Annotated in this window: 19 protein-coding genes and 1 pseudogene; 6 read left to right on the top strand and 14 right to left on the bottom strand. The window is 66.8% G+C overall.

What is annotated here, in order from left to right; translation table 11 throughout:
- Nucleotides 1-2 precede the first annotated feature (2 nt).
- Genes J2Y55_RS28260 through J2Y55_RS28245 form a run of 4 tightly spaced genes read right to left on the bottom strand, consistent with a single transcriptional unit; the run spans nt 3 to nt 3,626 of the window.
- On the bottom strand, nt 3-857 hold the full coding sequence (locus J2Y55_RS28260) for a metal ABC transporter permease (protein ID WP_310159955.1): 855 nt from the start codon (nt 855-857) through the stop codon (nt 3-5).
- Nucleotides 854-1,714, bottom strand: coding sequence for a metal ABC transporter permease (locus J2Y55_RS28255; RefSeq protein ID WP_310159953.1), 861 nt, complete (start codon nt 1,712-1,714; stop codon nt 854-856). Before J2Y55_RS28255 ends, J2Y55_RS28260 begins: the two co-directional genes overlap by 4 nt.
- Nucleotides 1,711-2,667: a manganese/iron ABC transporter ATP-binding protein gene (locus tag J2Y55_RS28250; protein ID WP_310160017.1), complete on the bottom strand. Its 957-nt coding sequence runs from the start codon at nt 2,665-2,667 to the stop codon at nt 1,711-1,713. Before J2Y55_RS28250 ends, J2Y55_RS28255 begins: the two co-directional genes overlap by 4 nt.
- Nucleotides 2,668-2,690: 23 nt before the next feature.
- The gene (locus J2Y55_RS28245; protein ID WP_404979056.1) at nt 2,691-3,626 is read right to left on the bottom strand and encodes a metal ABC transporter substrate-binding protein; all 936 of its coding nucleotides are present in this window, start codon (nt 3,624-3,626) and stop codon (nt 2,691-2,693) included.
- Between the two features lie 128 nt (nt 3,627-3,754).
- Here J2Y55_RS28245 and J2Y55_RS28240 point away from each other — a divergent pair, with 128 nt between their 5' ends.
- Entirely contained in the window at nt 3,755-4,213 is a 459-nt protein-coding gene (locus tag J2Y55_RS28240) for a Fur family transcriptional regulator (RefSeq protein ID WP_310159951.1), read from the top strand.
- A 101-nt stretch (nt 4,214-4,314) separates the two neighbouring features.
- Here J2Y55_RS28240 and acs read toward each other — a convergent pair whose 3' ends face one another.
- The 6 genes and pseudogenes from acs to tsaD all read right to left on the bottom strand — a co-directional run bounded on the left by acs (nt 4,315) and on the right by tsaD (nt 9,814).
- Nucleotides 4,315-6,267 (bottom strand): acetate--CoA ligase, encoded by a 1,953-nt coding sequence (gene acs / locus J2Y55_RS28235; protein WP_310159948.1) that lies wholly within the window; start codon nt 6,265-6,267, stop codon nt 4,315-4,317.
- A 173-nt stretch (nt 6,268-6,440) separates the two neighbouring features.
- Nucleotides 6,441-6,848 carry an EVE domain-containing protein gene (locus J2Y55_RS28230; protein ID WP_310159944.1) on the bottom strand — a complete coding sequence of 136 codons (408 nt, stop codon included), beginning with the start codon at nt 6,846-6,848 and terminating at the stop codon, nt 6,441-6,443.
- Nucleotides 6,848-7,177, bottom strand: a complete 330-nt coding sequence (locus J2Y55_RS28225) for a hypothetical protein (RefSeq protein ID WP_092174829.1) — start codon at nt 7,175-7,177, stop codon at nt 6,848-6,850. Before J2Y55_RS28225 ends, J2Y55_RS28230 begins: the two co-directional genes overlap by 1 nt.
- Nucleotides 7,178-7,201: 24 nt before the next feature.
- Nucleotides 7,202-7,645, bottom strand: a pseudogene (locus J2Y55_RS30185) (L,D-transpeptidase family protein).
- A 100-nt stretch (nt 7,646-7,745) separates the two neighbouring features.
- The gene (locus J2Y55_RS28210; RefSeq protein WP_310159935.1) at nt 7,746-8,744 is read right to left on the bottom strand and encodes an NAD(P)H-dependent glycerol-3-phosphate dehydrogenase; all 999 of its coding nucleotides are present in this window, start codon (nt 8,742-8,744) and stop codon (nt 7,746-7,748) included.
- Entirely contained in the window at nt 8,741-9,814 is a 1,074-nt protein-coding gene (gene tsaD, locus J2Y55_RS28205) for a tRNA (adenosine(37)-N6)-threonylcarbamoyltransferase complex transferase subunit TsaD (RefSeq protein WP_310159933.1), read from the bottom strand. The genes J2Y55_RS28210 and tsaD overlap by 4 nt, the downstream gene beginning before the upstream one ends.
- Before the next feature lie 402 nt (nt 9,815-10,216).
- On the opposite strand from tsaD, the gene J2Y55_RS28200 reads away from it, so the two are divergent.
- The 4 genes from J2Y55_RS28200 to rpoH all read left to right on the top strand — a co-directional run bounded on the left by J2Y55_RS28200 (nt 10,217) and on the right by rpoH (nt 16,160).
- On the top strand, nt 10,217-12,223 hold the full coding sequence (locus tag J2Y55_RS28200) for a uroporphyrinogen-III synthase (protein ID WP_310159930.1): 2,007 nt from the start codon (nt 10,217-10,219) through the stop codon (nt 12,221-12,223).
- Between the two features lie 15 nt (nt 12,224-12,238).
- The gene (locus J2Y55_RS28195) at nt 12,239-13,918 is read left to right on the top strand and encodes a heme biosynthesis protein HemY (RefSeq protein ID WP_310159929.1); all 1,680 of its coding nucleotides are present in this window, start codon (nt 12,239-12,241) and stop codon (nt 13,916-13,918) included.
- A gap of 87 nt (nt 13,919-14,005) precedes the next feature.
- Nucleotides 14,006-15,049, top strand: a complete 1,044-nt coding sequence (locus tag J2Y55_RS28190) for an RluA family pseudouridine synthase (RefSeq protein ID WP_310159928.1) — start codon at nt 14,006-14,008, stop codon at nt 15,047-15,049.
- Nucleotides 15,050-15,263: 214 nt separating this feature from the next.
- Nucleotides 15,264-16,160 carry an RNA polymerase sigma factor RpoH gene (gene rpoH, locus J2Y55_RS28185; protein WP_069688663.1) on the top strand — a complete coding sequence of 299 codons (897 nt, stop codon included), beginning with the start codon at nt 15,264-15,266 and terminating at the stop codon, nt 16,158-16,160.
- A gap of 73 nt (nt 16,161-16,233) precedes the next feature.
- Here rpoH and J2Y55_RS28180 read toward each other — a convergent pair whose 3' ends face one another.
- The gene (locus tag J2Y55_RS28180) at nt 16,234-17,286 is read right to left on the bottom strand and encodes a DUF2125 domain-containing protein (protein ID WP_310159927.1); all 1,053 of its coding nucleotides are present in this window, start codon (nt 17,284-17,286) and stop codon (nt 16,234-16,236) included.
- Between the two features lie 104 nt (nt 17,287-17,390).
- On the opposite strand from J2Y55_RS28180, the gene J2Y55_RS28175 reads away from it, so the two are divergent.
- Nucleotides 17,391-17,957 (top strand): gamma-glutamylcyclotransferase, encoded by a 567-nt coding sequence (locus J2Y55_RS28175; protein WP_310160014.1) that lies wholly within the window; start codon nt 17,391-17,393, stop codon nt 17,955-17,957.
- A 7-nt stretch (nt 17,958-17,964) separates the two neighbouring features.
- Here J2Y55_RS28175 and J2Y55_RS28170 read toward each other — a convergent pair whose 3' ends face one another.
- The 3 genes from J2Y55_RS28170 to J2Y55_RS28160 form a co-directional block, all read right to left on the bottom strand.
- Nucleotides 17,965-18,354 (bottom strand): hypothetical protein, encoded by a 390-nt coding sequence (locus tag J2Y55_RS28170; protein ID WP_092174803.1) that lies wholly within the window; start codon nt 18,352-18,354, stop codon nt 17,965-17,967.
- A gap of 94 nt (nt 18,355-18,448) precedes the next feature.
- Complete coding sequence (locus J2Y55_RS28165; protein ID WP_310159925.1) at nt 18,449-19,213, bottom strand: lysophospholipid acyltransferase family protein; 765 nt, start codon at nt 19,211-19,213, stop codon at nt 18,449-18,451.
- Nucleotides 19,214-19,263: 50 nt separating this feature from the next.
- Nucleotides 19,264-20,019 carry a YdcF family protein gene (locus tag J2Y55_RS28160; RefSeq protein ID WP_310159924.1) on the bottom strand — a complete coding sequence of 252 codons (756 nt, stop codon included), beginning with the start codon at nt 20,017-20,019 and terminating at the stop codon, nt 19,264-19,266.
- Nucleotides 20,020-20,147: the final 128 nt, after the last annotated feature.

Genomic DNA, 20,147 nt, shown 5'->3' with positions numbered 1-20,147 from the left:
GATCAGCCAGGCTGCTGAACCGCGCTCGCCCGCCGTGACGCACGCATCAGATTGCCGGCGAGCGCCATCAGGAAGAACGCGGCCTGCACCACCACGATGCAAGGGCCGGTGGCGGCATCGAGGTGGAAGCTCAGGATGGTGCCGAAGATGCTCGACAGCGTCGCGGCCCCGACCGCGACCAGCAGCATCCGGTCGAACTGGCGTGTCGTCAGATAGCCGATGGCGCCGGGCGCAACCAGCATCGCCACCACCAGGATGATGCCGACCGCCTTCAAGGCCACGACGATGGTCAGCGCCAGCAGCATCAGCAGGCCGAAATGCAGCGCCCGGACATTCAACCCGATGGCGCGGGCGTGAGCCGGATCGAAGGCGTGCAACAGGAAATCCCCGCGCTTGGCCAGCATGATCGCGATGGTCGGAACCGCGATGATGGCGGTCTCGGCGATATCGGCCCAACGCACGCCCAGCATGTTGCCGAACAGGATATGCATCAGGTGCTGGTCGCTATCGACCTTGACGAAGAGCACGAGACCAAGCGCGAACATGCCGGAAAACACGATGCCCATCACCGTGTCCTCCTTCACCCGGCTGTTCTCCTTGAGATAGCCGATGCCGAGTGCGCAGCTGAGGCCCGCCGCGAAAGCTCCGAGCGCCAATGGCAGCCCCGTCATGGCGGCAAGCACGATGCCGGGCAGCACCGCATGCGAGACGGCGTCACCCATCAGCGACCAGCCCTTCAGCACCAGGAAGCAGGACAGGACGGCGCAGACCACACCGACAAGCGCCGCCACGATGAGCCCGCGCAGCATGAACTCATGCGACAGGGGCGTGAACAGCCAGATGTCGATCAGACTCATGCCACGGGCTCCACGACGCTGCGCGCGGCCCGGCGCGCCGCGAGCCGGCCATGCCTGGGCGCAAACAGAAAGGCAGCCAGGAACAGGATGGTCTGGAAGACGACGATCAGGCCGCCGGTCGAGCCGTCGAGGAAATAGCTCGCATAGGCTCCGACCGCGCTCGTCGTCACCCCCATCGCGACCGCAATGATGATGAGCCGCCCGAAACGATCGGTCAGAAGATAGGCGGTCGCGCCCGGGGTCACCACCATGGCGATGACGAGACAGGCGCCGACCGTCTGCAGCGCCGCGACCGTGCAGGCGCTGAGCAGGACGAAGAACAGGATCTTCAACCGCGTCGGCGAGAGACCCACCGCGCGCGCCTGATTCTCGTCGAAGAAGACCAGCATCAGATCCTTCCAGCGCGCGATCAGGATGCCGAGTGAGATCGCGGCGATGATCGCGACCTGGAGGACGTCCTCATCCGAGATGCCAAGAATGTTGCCGAGCACGATCGACTGGACATTGACCGAGGTCGGGTTGATCGAGACGATCAGCAGGCCCACCGCGAAGAAGGTGGTGAAGACGATGCCGATGACCGCATCCTCGCGCAATTGCGTGCGCACCCGGACCAGCGCCATGGCGAGCGCGGCCAGGAGGCCCGAGAAGAAGGCGCCGGCGGCATAGGGAACTTTCAGCAGATAGGCGAAGGCGACGCCCGGCACGATCGCATGCGCCAGCGCATCCCCCATCAGCGACCAGCCCTTCAGCATCAGATAGCAGGACAGGAAGGCGCAGACGCCGCCCACGAGAGCCGAGACCCAGATGGCCTTGACCATGTATTGATAGCCGAAGGGCTCCAGAAGCAGCTCGATCACGACGAACGCCCCTCCCTGCCGGTCGCCCTCTCGCCGTTCTCCTTGCCGCGCGTGGTCTGGCCGCGCGTGGTCTGGCCGCGAGTGGTCTGGCCGCCATCGGCCAGCTTCTCATGGTCGCGCTCGCCATAGAGTACGAGCGGCCGCTCATCGTCGCTGATGACGGTGACACGGCGCGCATCCGCATCCTCATGCAAGGCGTGCCCTTCCAACCGGAAATGCCTGAGCGCACCACCGAAGGCCCGCTGCAGATTGGCATGGGTGAAGGTTGTATCGGTCGGCCCGGCGGCCAGCACCGTCTTGTTGACCAGCACGACCTGATCGCAGAAATCGGGGATCGAGCCGAGATTATGCGTCGAGACCAGCATCAGCCGGCCCTCCGCGCGCAACTCCCGCATCAGATCGACGATCTGGTCCTCGGTCTTGACGTCGACGCCGGTGAAGGGCTCGTCGAGCAGGATGATCCGCCCGCCCTGCGCCAGGGCGCGAGCCAGGAAGACGCGCTTGCGCTGGCCGCCGCTGAGTTCGCCGATCTGCCGGCGGCGGAATTCCAGCATGTTGACCCGCGCCAGGGCGTCGTCGACGGCATCACGATCGGCTTTACCGGCGATGCGCAGGAAACCCATATGCCCGTAGCGCCCCATCATCACGACATCGTCGACCAGTACGGGGAAGCTCCAATCGACCTCCTCCGCCTGCGGCACATAGGCGACGAGGCCGCGCTTCAGCGCCTGGCGAACTTCCATTCCGGCGATCGAGACCATGCCCTTTGCCGGCTTCAGAAACCCCATCAGGGTCTTGAAGAGCGTCGATTTGCCGGAGCCGTTGATGCCCACGAGCGCGCAGATCGTGCCCGGCCCGAGCGCGAACGAGGCGTCGTGCACCGCGGTGACGCCGTTGCCGTAGCGGACCGTGACCCCCGCCACGACGATCGACGGGGTCGGGCCGGCGGCCATGCTCGAACTGATCACAGGGGTCTTCACTGGCTAAACCCCTTGGCGATCGTCTCCACTGTCACCTCCAGCAATTTGGCGAAGGTCGGCACCGGCCCGTTTGCGGCCGACAGCGAGTCGACATAGAGCACCCCGCCATATTTCGCGCCGGTCTCGCGCGCGACCTGTCTGGCCGGCTTGTCCGAGATCGTGCTTTCGCTGAACACGGCCGGAATCTTGCTCTTGCGCACGAGGTCGATCAGCTTGCGAACCTGCTGCGGCGTGCCCTGCTCGTCGGCGTTGATCGGCCAGAGATAGGCTTCACGCCAGCCATAATCGCGGGTGAGATAGCTGAAGGCCCCCTCGCTGGAGACGAGCCAGCGCCTGTCGGCGGGCACCTTGTCGAGCCGGGCGCGCAGCGGCGCGTCCATCGCCTTGATCTCGTCGGCGTAGGCAGCGGCATTCCTGGCATAGGTCGCGGCGTTGGCAGGATCGGCCTTGGCCAGCGCCTTCCTGATGTTCTCGATATAGATCAGCGCGTTTTTGGTCGACATCCAGGCATGCGGATTCGGCTTGTCCTGATAGGGGCCTTCCTTGATGCCCATCGGCTCGATGCCGTCGGTCAGCACCGCGCTCGGCACATTCTTGACGTTCTCGAAGAATTTCTCGAACCAGCGCTCCAGGTTGAGCCCGTTCCACAACACGAGATCGGCCGACTGCGCCTTCACCACGTCGAGCGGCGTCGGCTGATAGTCATGGATCTCGGCGCCGGGCTTGGTGATCGACTCGACGATCGCGACATTGCCGGCGACGTTCTGCGCCATGTCCTGAATGATGGTGAAGGTCGTCACCACCCGCAGCGGCTTGCCCGCCGCCGGCTGCGCCAGCGCCGGAACTGTCGCGGCGCAAACACCACCCACGACAGCGAGGGCGGCCCACAGACCCAAGAAATACCGACCCATGAAATGACGACGCGAAGGCATGCTCTCTCCTGCTGGCTATCAATCTCCCCAATAGCTATTGCAAACGAATTGCATCTGTCAATGCAATTGCAAATGATTTGCATTATGCCTGTTTTGCAAATGCGTCGCAGCCTTGCTATCTGCGAAGAATGATCGGAATCGAGCAGCGCGTGGCCATTTTCGAGGGCCAGTTGAAGCAGGCTGGCTTGCGGATGACGCAGCAGCGCCGGCTGATCCTGCGCATTCTCGCCGAGGCGCACGACCACCCCGACGCCAAGGGCATCTTCACCCGCGCCTTCGAGCACGACCCGACCTTGTCGCTCTCGACGGTCTACCGCACCATGAAGCTCTTGGAATCGCAGGGCGCGATCGAGCGCCACGCCTTCGAGGACGGCGTCTCGCGCTACGAGCACGCCGACCAGCAGCACCACGACCATCTGATCGATGTCGAGACCGGCCAGGTGGTGGAGTTCTCATCGCCGGAAATCGAGGCGCTGCAGGCGAAGATCGCAGCCGAGCTGGGCTACGAAATCGTCCGCCACCGGCTCGAACTCTATGGGCGCAAGCTGTCCAAGACCGGGCGGAAGCGCGTCAAAAAGGACGTTTGACGCGCGCCGTCATGCTCGGGCCTGACCCGAGCAACTCATGGCCAGCAAACGTCCCGGGAGATGGCCGGGTCAAGCCCGGCCATGACGCGCGACGTATCGCCTTACCCTGCCTTGCGCTTGTTCTGCCGGTTGGCGATCAGGTCGTCGACCACCGCCGGATCGGCCAGGGTCGAGGTGTCTCCGAGCGCACCGAACTCGTCCTCGGCGATCTTGCGCAGGATGCGGCGCATGATCTTGCCCGAGCGCGTCTTGGGCAGACCAGGCGAGAACTGGATCAGGTCAGGCGAGGCGATCGGCCCGATCTCCTTGCGCACATAGGACACCAGGTCCTTGCGCAACTCCTCGCTCGGCGTCTCGCCGGCCATCAGCGTGACATAGGCGTAAATGCCCTGCCCCTTGATGTCGTGGGGATAGCCGACGACGGCGGCTTCCGAGACCTTGGGATGCGCCACCAGCGCTGATTCGACCTCGGCCGTGCCCATCCGGTGCCCGGAGACGTTGATCACGTCGTCGACGCGGCCGGTGATCCAGTAATAGCCGTCGGCGTCGCGCCGGCAGCCATCCCCCGTGAAGTACTTGTTCGGATAGGTGGCGAAATAGGTTTCCTCGAAGCGCTTATGGTCGCCATAGACCGTACGCATCTGGCCGGGCCAGCTCTCGGCGATGACGAGGTTACCCTCGCAGGCGCCTTCCAGGACCTTGCCCTCGGCATCGACGATCTCGGGCTTGACGCCGAAGAAGGGCCGCGTCGCCGAGCCGGGCTTGAGCTTGGTCGCGCCCGGCAGCGGCGTGATCAGGATGCCGCCGGTCTCGGTCTGCCACCAGGTGTCGACGATCGGGCAACGGCGATCGCCGACGACGCGGTGATACCACTCCCAGGCTTCCGGATTGATCGGCTCGCCGACCGAGCCGAGCAGACGCAGCGATTTGCGCTTGGTCTTCTTCACCGGTTCCTCGCCCGCGCCCATCAGCGAGCGGATTGCGGTCGGCGCGGTGTAGAAGGTGTTGACCTTGTGCTTGTCGATCACCTCCCAGAAGCGGGAGATCGTCGGATAGGTCGGGATGCCCTCGAACATCAGCGTCGTCGCGCCGTTGGCGAGCGGGCCATAGAGGATATAGCTGTGTCCAGTGACCCAGCCGACATCGGCCGTGCACCAGTAGATGTCGCCGTCATGGTAGTCGAAGACGTATTGATGCGTCATCGAAGTGTAGACGAGATAGCCTGCCGTCGTGTGCAGGACACCCTTGGGCTTTCCTGTCGACCCGGAGGTATAGAGCAGGAAGAGTGGGTCCTCCGCCTTCATTTCAACAGGCGGACAATGGCCCGAAACCTTGGCGGCCTCGTCATGGTACCAGACGTCGCGGCCATCAACCATATGGGCATTGCCGCCAGTGCGCTTGACCACGATGACCTTGCCGATGCCGCCCTTGACCTTGGGATCGGCAGCATCGACATTCTTCTTGAGCGGCACGGGGCGGCCCCCGCGCAAACCCTCATCGGCAGTGATCACGATCTTGGAATCGCTGTCCTCGATCCGGCTTGCCAGTGAATCGGGCGAGAAGCCTCCGAACACCACGGAATGGATCGCACCGATACGTGCGCAGGCGAGCATCGCATAGGCCGCCTCGGGGATCATCGGCAGGTAGATGGTGACGCGATCGCCCTTCTTGACCCCGTTGGCCTTGAGCACGTTCGCGAACTTGCAGACCTCGGTATAGAGCTGGCCGTAGCTGATCTTCTTGGATTCCGAAGGATCGTCGCCCTCCCAGATGATCGCGGTCTGCTTGGCCCGCGTCGCCAGATGCCGATCGACGCAGTTATAGGCGACGTTGGTGGTGCCATCCTCGTACCATTTGATCGAGACCTTGCCGGGCTTGTAGCTGGCGTTGCGGACTTTGTTGTAGGGTTTGAACCAGTCGATCCGCTTGCCCTGCTCGCCCCAGAACACGTCGGGATCCTTGATCGAGGCCGCATACATCTTCTTGTATTTGGCGTCGTTCAGATGCGCCTTCTTCGCCCATGCGGCGGGCACATCATAGATCGTCTCGGACATTTTAGGCGTCTCCCCAGACCTGGGCCGTCTGAATCGCGGCTTCGGGGGCGCATCGCTGGATTCGCCTCGTCCGCTTGGTTTGAATGCGCTGCATCATAGTCCCGGCAGCCAAGGCGGCAAGCTGGGCGGCCTCGCACTTTCGTTTCAAAGACTTTCGGCTGCCGTGCCGGTCTTCAAAGCCCGCCCATCTTGCAGACCAGATCCCATTCCTCGTCGGTCACCGGCTGCACCGAGAGGCGGAAGGAGGTGACGAGCGACATCTTGGCGAGCTTCGGTTCCGCCTTGACCTGCGCCAGCGTCACTGGCTTGGGCAAAGGCTTCACCGCCTTGAAATCGACCAGGACCCAGGGCTCGCCCGGAATCCAGATATAGGCCTCCTTGATCACCTCGACGATTCCGACGACCTCGAGCCCCTCATTTGAGTGGTAGAAGAAGACCTGATCGCCCTGCTTCATCGCCATCAGGTTGAGCTTGGCGGTATGGTTCTTGACGCCGTCCCAATGCGTGCCCTTGGCGCCGGCCGCGACCTGCTGTTCCCAGGACCATTTCACCGGTTCGGATTTGATCAGCCAATGTGCCATCAGGCCTCTTCCTCTTTCATCGGGCTCGGTGGTTTCGAGGCCGCTTGCCCCTGCTCGTTCCAGAACCGCACCATCTCGCGCGTCAGGGCGGCATAATCCTGCGGATCGAGCTCGACCCGGACCTCGCCCTCGCCGAAGGGCAGGATCAGCACGAAGCGATGCGTATCCTCGGCGCGGCGGCGGCGATGCTGGATCACCGGGCCGGCCGGCACACGGCCCGCCAATGCCACCGGCAGGCTCTCGGCAACAAGCTCCGAGCCCGTCGTCTTGCGGACTTCGGCAATGCCGCGCGCCACGCGCTTCGTCAGGTCGGACCAGTCATTGGCCATTGCCGCCTCCTTCGTCCCGACGTCTCATGGTCGGATCTCCACGCGCGTCCCGTCCGGAACACGCGACCAAATCTCGCGAATCTCGGCATTGGTGACCGCAATGCAGCCATCCGTCCAGTCGCGGTTGCGATGCAGCCCGGCGAGCCAGCCGAGGCCATTGCGGATACCATGGATCATGATGTCGCCGCCGGGAGAGACGCCGGCCCGCAGCGCTGTCTCGCGCGCCGGCTGATCCGGATAGGAGATGCGCAAGGCCAGGTGATAGCGGCTGCGCGGATGCTAGAAGTCGACGGCATAGACACCCTCCGGAGTCCGGCCGTCACCTTCCCGCTGCTTTTGGCCGATGGGATCGGAGCCGAGGGCCACCGCATAGCGCGCCAGCACTTGGCCATCTCGCTCCAGCGTCAGCCTTCGCGTGCCCTTCTCGATCAGAACAAGCGTCGCCTGCTCGTTTTGAGCTGCAAGCACCGGCGTTGCTCGCAAGAACTGCGAGAACTCCAAGCCCAAGGCAAGGACGAGCCCGACGGAGAGCAAGATCGCAGCTCGCTTCAGCACGCTCCGGCTCGCCTCAATTCTCGGCGCGGATCGGTCGTGCCAGGAGCCCGGCCACTGCCTCGCGCACGCCGATCTCGCCTGCGATGATCGCCGCGACCGCATCCGCAATCGGCATCTCGACCTTGTGCTCCCGCGCAATCCGCGCCAGCACCGAAGCGGTGAACGCCCCCTCCGCCAGCTTGCCACCCGAAGCGTCCGCAATCGGCCGCCCCTGCCCCAGCGCCAGGCCGAAGGCAAAATTGCGCGATTGCGGCGAGGCGCAGCTCAGCACGACATCGCCGAGCCCCGACAGCCCCATCAGCGTCTCGCCTTGCGCGCCAAAAGCCTCACCGAAGCGGCGCAATTCAGAAAAGCCGCGCGCCACCAGCGCGGCGCGGGCGCTCTCGCCATAGCCTAGGCCAATCGTGATTCCCGCTGCGATGGCGAGCACGTTCTTGGCCGCTCCGCCGATCTCGACGCCGCGCGGATCGGCGCTGTGATAGATGCGAAAGGCCGATGAGCTCAGCGCCTCCGCCAGGCTCCGCGCCAGATTTGCGTCCTGCGCGGCCAGCGTCACCGCCGTGGGCAGGCCGCGTCCGATATCGGCGGCGAAGCTCGGGCCCGACAGGATCGCAGCCGGCGAGCCCGGCCAGGCCTGCGCGATCACTTGCGTGGTGAACAGGCCGGTCGCCTGCTCGATGCCCTTGGCGGCTGAGATCACCGGCCGGCCGGACGGCAGCGCCTGCGCCAGCCCCTCGCAGACCTGCCTCAGGCTCTGCGTCGGCACCGCGACCACGAAGGCGCCAGAGGCGCTCAACGCCGCGAGCGACCCTGTCGCGGTGATTGCCTCTGGCAGGATCACGCCCGGCAGATGCGGCGTCTGGCGGGTCTCCCGGATCGCCGCGACCGTCGCCGCGTCGCGGGCCCAGAACAGGACCTCGCGCCCAGCCCGCGCCGCGGCCAACGCCAAGGCCGTACCATAGGCGCCGCCGCCGACAATGCCGATGACGGAAGAGGCCGTGAGCCCGCTCATTCCCCGGCCTTGGCGTCGCGCGGTACGAGATCTTGCGGCCTGAGCTCGTCCAGCGGCCAGCGCGGACGCGCGACCGCGCTCATATCGTCGATCAGCCCCAGGCGCAGCCGCTCCAACCCAGCCCAGGCGATCATTGCGCCATTGTCGCCGCAGAGCGCGACCGGCGGCGCCACCATCGGCAGGCCGGCCTCGGTCGCAAGCCGCGTCAGCCCGCGCCGGATCGGCTGATTGGCGGCGACGCCGCCCGCCACGACCAGCGCCGACGGCGTGATGCCGGCGGCACGGCAGGCGCGCAGGCCAGCCCGTGTCCGGTCGACCATCACATCGACGACCGCCGCCTGGAAGGAGGCGCAGAGATCGGCGACATCGCGATCCGACAAGGGCGCGATCCGCTCGGCGACGAGGCGCACGGCCGTCTTGAGGCCAGACAGAGAGAAATCCGGATTCGGCCGGCCGCTCATCGGGCGGGGAAAGTCGAAGCGCTCGGGATCGCCCTTCTCCGCCTCGCGCTCCACCGAAGGGCCGCCCGGATAGGCCAGGCCCAGCATCTTGGCGATCTTGTCAAAGGCCTCGCCGACGGCGTCGTCGATCGTGCCGCCGAGCTTGAGATAGTCGCCGACGCCGCGCACGGCGAGCAATTGCGTGTGCCCGCCCGAAACGAGCAGCAGCAGATAGGGAAAGGCGAGATCGTCGGTCAGTCGCGCCGTCAGTGCATGGGCTTCGAGATGGTTGATCGCGATGAAGGGCTTGCCGGTCACCAGCGCAATGGCTTTTCCCGTGGTCAGCCCGACCATGACGCCGCCGACGAGCCCCGGGCCGGCGGCGGCCGCCACCGCATCGATCTCGGCAGGCTTGAGCCCCGCGCGCTCGAAGGCGCTGCCGACGATACGGTCGATCGCCTCGACATGGGCCCGCGCCGCGATCTCCGGCACGACGCCGCCAAAGGCCGCATGTGCGGCGATCTGACTCAGCACCTCGTTCGACAGGATTTTCGCTTCGCCGGAGCGTGTGACCTCGACAATCGCAGCCGCGGTCTCGTCACAAGTCGTCTCTATGCCCAAAACTCGCATGATCGGCCGGTTGGTCTCGCAGCAGCTGTGACGGAATAGGCGGGCGCAGGAATTCGGTCGTGAAGAACCGGCAGTTTCGCGCCGGGAATTCCCCCGTATAGTGCGCGAGCGAGCATAAGGCCAAGAGGCGGTCTTGCGGCCCGGACACCAACTCTGGAATACCGAGTCTGGGATGCCGGTCTGGCATGACACATCCGGAGCCGCCGGCAGAGCGGCCATTTGAGGGGGGACCTAAGGCATGGCCGGAATCGCAACCCCACTCCGCGACATCCCCTCTGACTACGTCGTCATCGGGCACGCCGCGATCGCTAACCAATTCGACGGCGAACACGAGCGCAGTCCAAGCGTTCATGCTTCAGATGGGAGCCTTGCCTGATGATGCCCGGCGCAAGAGGAGACCGCATGCGCATACTCGTACTGAGGCCGCAGGCCGATGCCGAGCGCAGCGCCCGCGCGGTTGCCGCGCGCGGCTGCGAACCGTTGATCGCGCCGCTGTTCACGGTCGTGCGTCTGCCCGAGCCGGCTCCGACCGGAGATTTCTCCGCACTCGTCCTGACCAGCGGCAATGCGGTGAGCGCGCTCGCCGACGCACCCCCGGGCTGGCGCGAGCTGCCCGTCTTCAGCGTCGGCGCACGCACCGCCGGCAAGGCCCGTGAGGCCGGCTATGCCGATGCCCGCAGCGCCGATGGCAATCGCCATGACCTCATCGATCTGATCAGCCGCAATCTGCCGGCGCCCTCGCGGCTGCTTCTGATCGCCGGCCGGGACAACCATGAGGATGTGCCGCAGCGCTTGCGGGACGCCGGTTACGACGTGACGATCTGGACGGCCTATGCAGCCGAGGCCGTGACCGCGCTCCCGGCGAATGCGACTCAAGCCCTGCGTGACGGCAAGGTCGACGCCGCCCTGCATTACTCACCGCGCGGCGCCCGAACCTTCCTGGCGCTGGCGCGGCAGGCCGGCCTCGCCGAGCCTGCCCTGGCGCTGACCCATGTCACGCTCTCGGCGGACGTCGCGGCGCCATTGATCACGGCTGGAGCCAGCACGGTGCTGGTCGCCGAACATCCGGAAGAGGCCGGCCTGCTCGCCGCCCTCGATCAAGTGTCCGCTCGCAATCGCCTGCGCGACGATGTTAGAGACGAACCGGCTGCGACGACAGGCGTCGAGACGGAGACAGGCCCGATGACCGAGCCCGACGCTGAAGCGATGAAGCGTGGCCGTGCCCGCCGCACGCCGCCGACCATCGATCTGAAGGCGCAGGACACGTCAAAGGCGCAGGACACGTCAAAGGCGCAAGACGCCCAGCCCTCCGTAACGGACACGGCGTCCGCAAGCGCAGCCGCATCCGAGGCCGTGCTGCCGACCGAGGCGCTGCCCAAAGAATTCGTCGCGCCCGATTTCGCCGCGCCCGAGACCAAGCCCTCGGCCGCGCGTGGCGGCCCTGATGACGAAGGATCGCGCCGCGCCGGCACAGCCGAAACGCCGCCCCTGCAGGCGACGAGGCCGCGCCTGCCCTGGCCGGCCCTCGCGCTTGCCGGCATCGTCGGCGGCGTGGCCGGCGCAGGCCTCACCATGCTGGCCTGGAGCCGCACGACGCCTGCCGTCGACGTTACGCAGATCGCCGAACTCCGCGCCCGGCTCGACAGCCTGCAAGGCGCCACCGCCGCGCTCGACCGCAAGGCGGATGCCGCCGTCAAGGCCGGGACGGAGGCGCAAGCCGCCGCGACCCGGCTTGGCGAACAGGCGAAGGCGCAAGGCACCCAGAGCGCCGATTCCGGCGCCATCGCGGGCTTGAGTGCCCAGGCCCAGCGCGCCGAGGCCGCCGCCAACGCGCTCGCCCAGCGGCTCGGCACGGTCGAGACCCTCGCCAAGACAGCCTCCGCACCCAGCCCGCAGGCCCTTGCCGCCGCACGCATCGTCCTGGCCGAGCGCATCCAGAGCGCCATCGCCTCGGGCCAGCCCTTCGCCAGCGATGTGGCGGCGCTCGCAAGGGGCGGCGGCGCGCCCGAGCAGATCGCGGCGCTGAATGCGGTCGCGGCGACCGGCGCCCCGACCCGTGACACGCTGCTCGCGCAGTTCCGCGAGCAGCGGGCCATGTTCGCCAGGGAAATGACCCCGGCGACAGCCAGCTGGCAGGACCGCCTGCTCGGGCTCGCCAGCCGTATCGTCACGATCCGCCCCGTGGGCGACACCGGCTCTAATGATCCCGCCACATTGCTGATCCGGCTGGAGAACGCGCTGGCGAGCGGGAATATCGTCGTGGCGGCTGGCCTCTGGAACCAGCTGCCCGAGCCGGCGCGGCGCGGCAGCGCCGATTTCGGCACGGCTTTGCAGAAACGGGCCCAGGCAGATGCCGCGATTGCAAAAATCGCACAGGATGCCGTGACCGCGCTCGGCGCGGCGGGCTGACGGAGGATAGAGTTCATGGTTCGGGTTCTGCTCTATCTCCTTGTCTTCGCCTGCCTCGCGGTCGGCGCCGTCTGGCTCGCCGATCGTCCCGGCGAAGTTTCGATTCTGTGGCAGGGCTACCGCATCGAGACCAGCGTCGCGATCGCCGCCATCGGCGTCGTCGTGCTGGCGATGCTGGCGATGCTGGCCTGGGCGCTGGCGCGCTTCGTGCTCGGCCTGCCCTCTGCCTTCAGCTTCGCCTCGCGGGCCCGCCGCCGCGCTCGCGGCTTTGAAGCCGTCTCGCGCGGCATGGTCGCGATCGGCGCGGGTGACCCCATCGCCGCCAGCCGCCACGCCGTCGATGCGCGCCGCTTCTCCGGCAACGAGCCCCTGACCCTGCTGCTGGAGGCGCAGGCCGCCCAGCTCTCCGGCGATCGCGGCCGGGCCGAGGCTGCCTTCAAGACCATGCTCGACAAGCCCGAGACCCGCGTGCTCGGCCTGCGCGGCCTCTTCGTCGAGGCCAGGCGTCGCGGCGACATGACCGCCGCGCGCGCCTTCGCCGACGACGCCGTGCGCCGCTCGCCCTCGCTCGCCTGGGCCAATGACGCGTTGCTCGACTTCCACACCAGCGCTGGCGACTGGCAGGCGGCGCGCACCGCCGTCGAGCGCCGTGCCGCCCTGAGGCTGGCCGAGAAGGCCGAGGCCAAGCGCCAGCGCGCCGTGCTGCTCGCAGCCGAAGCCCTGCAGGCCCGCGATGGAGAGCCGGAAAAGGCACTCGCCGCCGCGCTGGAGGCGACCAAGCTCGCACCCAGCCTGACGCCGGCCGCGGTGCTGGCCGGCCGCATGCTGGCCGAGCGCGGCGACATCCGCAAAGCCTCCAAGATCCTGGAGGCCGCCTGGAAGGAGGTCTCCCATCCCGACATCGCCGCCGCCTATCTCGATGTCCGCTCCGGCGACAGCGCCCAGGATCGGCTCAACCGCGCGACCACGCTGGCGAAATTGCGCCCGGCCGATCCCGAAGGCGTGCTGGCGCTCGCCGACGCCGCCATCCACGCCCGCGATTTCGCCAAGGCCCGCACAACCTTGAAGCCGCTGCTCGCCGGCGGCGCCTCGGTGCGCGCCTGCCTGCTGATGGCAGAGCTCGAGGAAGCCGAGCACGGTGCCGCCGGCAAGGTGCGCGAATGGCTCGCACGCGCGACCCGCGCACCGCGCGACGCCGCCTGGGTCGCCGACGGGCTGGTCTCCGATCAATGGCTGCCGGTCTCACCGATCTCGGGGCGGCTCGACGCCTTCGTCTGGACCGTGCCGCCCGCCACGCTCGGCAGCCATGCCCCGGCGCTCGACGATGTCCTGGCCGATCTCGACGATTCCGCGCCGCTGATCGAGGCCCGCGCCGAAACCGTGACGACCGAACCTGCAAGCATTCCGGCCATGCCGCCGCCCAAGCCGAGCGAGCCGCCGCCGGCAGCCACCGTCGAGCCTGCGCCCAAGCCGCCCGAGGAGGCCAGATCTGCCGCGGAGCCAAAGCCTGTCGCGGAGCCCAAACCTGCCGTGGAACCAAAGCCAGCCGCAGCCAAGCCCGAGGCCGCGCCGGCAAAGGGCGACACGCGCGCCACGCCCGTGATCTTCCCCGTCTCGCATGCGCCCGATGATCCGGGGCCGGAAGAGGCCCAGATTGTCGAGGAGAAGAAGGCGAAGTTCCGCATCTTCGGCTGAGGCCAGATCTTTGGCCGTGGCAAGCCCGGCCGCAGGCGCGTGCGAAAAGAAGTGCGGCTTTCGGCCCGGGCGCTTATAGCGTCGGTCATGACATCACAGCCAAGCCAATTTGAGACCGCGCCGCCTGCAGGCGTGACCTTGCATGTGACGGCCGAACAGGCCGGCGCGCGCCTCGACAAGGCGCTCGCCTTGCTGGCCGGCGAGATCTCGCGCGCCCGCCTGCAGCAGATCGTCAAGGATGGCGGAGTCAGCCTGAACGGCGCGGTCACGACCGATGGCAGCCGCAAGGTCGTCGAAGGCGACGCATTGACGCTGATCATGCCCGAGGCCAAGCCCCCGGCCCCGGCGGGGCAGGACATCCCGCTCACCGTGGTGTTCGAGGACGAGCACCTGATCGTCATCGACAAGCCCGCCGGCCTCGTTGTGCATCCCGCCGGCGGCCATGAGGACGGCACGCTGGTCAACGCCCTGATCGCTCATTGCGGCGAAAGCCTCTCGGGCATTGGTGGCGTCAGGCGACCGGGCATCGTGCACCGGCTCGACAAGGACACCAGCGGGCTGCTCGTCGTCGCCAAGAACGACAAGGCCCATCAGGGCCTGGCGAAGCAGTTCGCCGATCATGGCCGCACCGGCCCCCTCCAGCGCGCCTATCTCGCCATTGTCTGGGGCTTTCCACGCCGGGCGCACGGCACGATCGAGGCCAATATCGAGCGCTCGAACAAGAACCGCGAAAAGATGATGGTCGTGGGCGAGGAGCGCGGGCGTGAGGCGATCACCCATTTCACGGTCATGGAACGCTACCCCGCTTTGCTCAAGGGCAGGGAGGAGACCGAGGCGCTCGCCAGCCTGATGGAGTGCCGGCTCGAGACCGGCCGCACGCATCAGATCCGCGTTCATATGAGCCATCTCGGCCATCCCCTGCTCGGCGACCAGCTCTATGGCTCCGGTTTTGCGACCAAGGCGAGCCGCCTGCCCGAGCCCGCCCGTCTGGCGCTGACGCAATTGGGGCGACAGGCGCTGCATGCGGCGCTGCTGGGTTTCGCCCATCCCGCCACGGGCGAAGAGCTGCTTTTCGAATCCGACCCGCCGCCTGAGTTTGCAAATTTGCAAGCAGAACTCGCGAGGCTGTGAGGCAATCTCGCTATCCTGCCCATTTTCCGCCAAGCTGTCTTGGCATAGAGTGAGCGTTGGATGCGGATGGCTAAGGGGCGCCGCACGTGGCTTGAAACAGCGCCGAACCGTTAGTCGGTTCCGGCGTTGTATCTTTCACGAGATCCAAAGCCTGCGCGAAGGTTGATCGCGCGGTTGGTTTGCCGCGAAGCGGGGGCCAAGAAGGAGAACGAGCATGGCGATTGCGTCGCTGCCCGTCATGTCCGCGGAAGGCGGACTGTCACGTTACCTCGACGAGATTCGTAAGTTCCCGATGCTGGAACCGAACGAGGAATTCATGCTGGCGAAACGCTGGCGCGAGCATGGCGACCGCGATGCGGCGCACCGGCTCGTCACATCCCATCTGCGGCTCGTGGCCAAGATCGCCATGGGTTATCGCGGCTATGGCCTGCCGATCGGCGAGGTCGTGTCCGAGGGCAATGTCGGCCTGATGCAGGCGGTCAAGCGCTTCGAGCCCGATAAGGGCTTCCGGCTCGCGACCTATGCAATGTGGTGGATCAAGGCCTCGATCCAGGAATACATCCTGCGTTCCTGGTCGCTGGTGAAGATGGGAACCACCGCCAACCAGAAGAAGCTGTTCTTCAATCTGCGCAAAGCCAAGAGCAAGATCTCGGCGCTTGGCGAGGGCGATCTGCGTCCCGAGCAGGTCAAGACCATCGCCACCAAGCTCGGCGTCAACGAGCAGGACGTCATCGACATGAACCGCCGTCTCGGCGGCGACGCGTCGCTGAACACGCCGCTGCGCGAGGATGGCGACGGCGAATGGCAGGACTGGCTGGTCGACGACAGCGAGAGCCAGGAGCGCCGCTATGCGGACTCGCAGGAAAGCGACAACCGCCACTCGGCCCTGCGCGAAGCGCTCGATGTCCTGAACCCGCGCGAGCGCCGCATCTTCGAGGCGCGCCGGCTGGCCGAGGACCCAATCACGCTGGAGGAGCTCTCCGAGGAGTTCAACGTCTCGCGCGAACGCGTCCGCCAGATCGAGGTGCGCGCCTTCGAGAAGGTGCAGGATGCGGTCAAGAAGGCCCTGACCCGCATCGAGGCGCCGCGCGCGGCGCTGCCGGCGGCGTGATCCGCTGCCGTTCATGAGCAAAAAAGGGGCGCGATGCGCCCCTTTTTCATATGCGGTCAGTACAAGGGCGGGATCAGTACAAGGGCAAGAGCGGCTGGACCGGCAGGCGGATCGGCCCGAGATAGACGCGGCCCTCGCGCAGCACCACCGGCGGCAGCGCCGTCAGGCCGGGAGCCGCACCCGGCGCCTGCGCGCTGGCCCGGCCGCCGAGCAGGCCCCCAAGGCCACCGAGCACCCCCCCGACCGGAACGCCGGCGATCTGCTTGATGCCCGCGAGCGAGGCCTGGATCTGCCCGGACACGCGATGCGTCTGGTCGAGCAGCAGCAGGCCGCTCGCCTCGATGCGGGCCGGGCCCTTGGCTGAAACCAACTTCGTCAACTCGATCTGTCCCCCAGCGCTGCGCCAGCGCTCCAACGCATCGGGATTGAAACCGAGCTTGAAGGCTTCGGCCTGCGTCAGGGTCGCCTGGATGTCGACATCGCCGGCCTCGCTCGTGCCGAGCAGCGCATCGAGCGCTGGCAGGACGGAGCCCTTGGTGCTGATGGCGAGATCGGTGGCCTGATCGCTTGCCGGGCGCGTCGGATTGCGGCGCAGATGGACCTCCAGGCTGGCCGCGCGCCAGCCTTCATTGGCCTGGCCCGGCGCGGCGAGGGTCGCATTCGGCTCGGTCATGACCAGGGAGACCTGCTGGGGCGCTGTGCCGTTATGCGTCAGGCTGGCCTCGAGCCGGGCCCAGGCCAGATCGAGCTTGCGGCCCTCGGGCAAGCTGGCCTGTAGCGGGCCGGTGATCTGCACGATGACGAGCCCCGGCGAATAGATCTGCCCGAGCGCCAGGCTCGGGCCGGTCTGCAGCTTCACCGCATCGCCCCAGCGCGTCGAGGTCAATTCCAGCGACGCGCACCGCAGTTCGACGCGAAACGGAAAACCGCTGATCGAACGGTCCAGGCAGGTCCAGCTGCGGCCGAGCCCGGCCTCGCGCGCCAGCGCCGTATCGACCGCATCGGCGACGCGCCCGCGCACCACGAACCAGAAGCCGCTCCAGGCGGCGGCCAACAATGCGAGCAACACGAAGGGCGCATAGAGCCAGAACCGGCTGCGGCGACGCGTGGGAGTCAGATCGGTCATACGGCGGCAGTCCATTGCGAAAAAGCGAGCGGATTGTTAGCTGCCGCCGAGCAAGGACGCCAGTGCGTCCATCAAGCAGGCGGCCACGGCTAAATTATGGGATGATGATGACAGCTGATCTCAGTGCGAGCGATCTCTGGGTCTTCGGCTATGGTTCGCTGATCTGGCGGCCGGGCTTTCCCTTCGAGGAAAGCGTCGTCGCGCGGCTGCACGGCTACCACCGCTCGCTTTGCATCTTCTCGCATGTCCATCGCGGCACGCCCGAACGTCCCGGCCTCGTATTGGGGCTCGATCGCGGCGGCATCTGCCGCGGCCTTGCCTTCCGGGTCGCAGCCAGCGAGGCGGCCGAGACCGTGAGCTATCTGCGCGCCCGCGAACAGGCGACTTCAGTCTATCTCGAGCGCCATATGCCAGTGCGGCTCGATGACGGGCGCAACGTCAAGGCGCTGGTCTATGTCGCCGACCGCAAGCACCTGCAATATGCCGGGCGGCTGCCGCCGGACCAGATTCTAGAGCTGGTGCGCAACGGGCGCGGCGGCTCAGGCGAGAACCCGGACTATGTGCTGCAAACCCATGAGCATCTGCGCAAGATGGGGGTCTTCGACCCTGTCCTTGCCGATCTCGCGCAAAAACTCGCCCCCGGCCTCGGCGAGCCGCGCCCGCCGCTCTGATACCGGCTCAGACCTCCGGCATCAGGTCGAGCAGCGCCGCGCGGCGGCTCATGCCGTCCTCCGCAAGCAGATGGACATGGATTTCGCGCGCGCCGGCTTGCGTCACCGCCTGCCGCCAGCGCGTCAGCGCAGCCTCGACCCCAAACGGCCCGCTGTCGCGCGCGGCGAGGATCTGGCGATCCGGCGAGACCGCCAGCAGCACCGCATCGGTGAAGCCGAGCGCATGATCATCCGAGACCGTGAAGACCGAGGCGACGTAGCGCCGGCCCGAACGTCCCCGCCAGGCGGTGAAGCGACGCTCTGAGAGGCCCGCCGTGCTGCGCAGCGGCATTTCGCGCGCCGAGACCACGGGCTCGTCAGCGAAAAGATCGGCGTGGGAATAGGCGAGAGCGGCCATCCGTTCCTCCTTTTGTTCCAGAACAAAATGAGAACGAACAAGCTATCTGTCAAGGGCAGCCAGCCCGCTCAGCCGGCCTTGCTGACAGTTGCTGTCAGGAGTGTTTCGCCAGCGGGTCGAGCCCGAGCTTGGCCAGTTCGCTGCGCCCCAGTGCCAGCAGCCGGTCGCTTTCCGTCTCGATACTGTCCTGCAGCAGCGCCTGGAACTCCGTCTTGTTCAGCCCCGGCGGGATCGCCGGCAGGAATGTCAGGCGGATCGTGCCCGGCAGGCGCAGGAACTTGCGACGCGGCCAATACAGGCCGGAATTCAGCGCGACGGGCACGCAAGGCACTTTGAGATCGGCATAGAGATGCGCAACGCCGTATTTGTAGTCCGGCGGAGCTCCGGCCGGCCGGCGCGTGCCTTCCGGGAAGATCAAGAGCTGGCGCCCGTTTTCGCGCATCTCGATCCGCGAGCCCCGCGTGACCTGGGCCAGGGCCCGCGCCCGCCCACCACGATCGACCGGGATCATCCTGAGCTTGAGCAGGCACCAGCCGAAGAACGGAATCCAGGTCAGTTCACGCTTCAGGATGAAGACCGGATCGGGAAACAACCCGATCAGGACAAAGGTCTCCCAGAGGGACTGGTGCTTGGACGCAACGATCAGCCCGCCGCTGGGGACGTTCTCGAGCCCCTTGATCTCAAAGCCCGTGCCCGACGTCACCCGCAACAGGAACAGCGCGCTGCGGGACCAGCCGCCAGCAATCTTCATCAGGTAGCGTCGGGGCAGCAGCAAGGCGGGAAATGCCGCGAACACCAGCCATAGCGACAGGTTGACGTAGAACACGACATTGGCGAGCAGGGAGCGCAGGATCAGCATGGCGCGCAAAGAGCCCGTCAGCTCGCCGCCGTCAAGCGCGCGAATGCGGATCAGGCGTTGTGGCGATGGTCATGCAGGCGCGTGCGCTTCTCGTTGTCTGGCCCGAGCAACCCTGCAGGCTTCGGCGATACCGGCTTGCGGCCGCCGATGATGACCGAGAGCCGCGACGTCTCGGGGTCCCCCTCGAAGGCGCTGCGCAGGCGCGCCACAAGGTATTTGCCGTATTCGGGCCCGAGCAGCCGGACTGCGTTCCAACTCCGCCACCAGCCGGTGGTGTCGATCTGGTCGGTCACGACCGGATGCGGCACGAGGCGCACGCCCGGCATCGCATGGGCGAACTCGGCCAGCACGCGCGGCATGTGGTAGTTCGAGGTCACGACCAGAAGCGAGTGGAATTCATGCTGGCGCACCCAGCGGCGGGTCTCGATGGCGTTGCCGATGGTGTTGCGGGCGCGGTAGTCGAGATCGACGCAGCAGGCGAGGAGCTCGCGCGCCGAGGGGTTGAGCTTGGCCAGCTCCTCGCGGCTCGTCTTCTCGTTGACGCCGCTGATCAGCAGGCGCGAACCGCGCTCGGCGCCGAGCAGGCCGATGGCGTCGCCGATACGCTGCGAGCCACCGGTGACGACGACGATCGCGTCCGTACGCGGCACGGCAACAGGCTCGCGCGGTTCGATTCCGGAGGCGAATTCGGCATAGCCCAGCCCGAGCGCCACGGAGGCGGCAACCAGCATGCAGCCCAGGAGCCATCCCAGACGCCTTGGCCAGCTCCAGCCGGCCGCATGCATGCGAGACTGCGCGGGCGTCATGGATCGCTCGTTTCGTCCTGCCAGCAGATGCTCGTGACTGCTTCCGATCATCACCATGTCTTGGCTAGGTTAAACCGCCAATCGGGCATAACGGCGGCAGGTTCGGCATTCCTGTCGCCACAAGGGTT

Source organism: Allobosea sp. BE125 (assembly GCF_031456075.1).
Lineage (GTDB): Bacteria > Pseudomonadota > Alphaproteobacteria > Rhizobiales > Beijerinckiaceae > Allobosea.
This window is presented reverse-complemented; position numbering and strand designations above follow the sequence as displayed.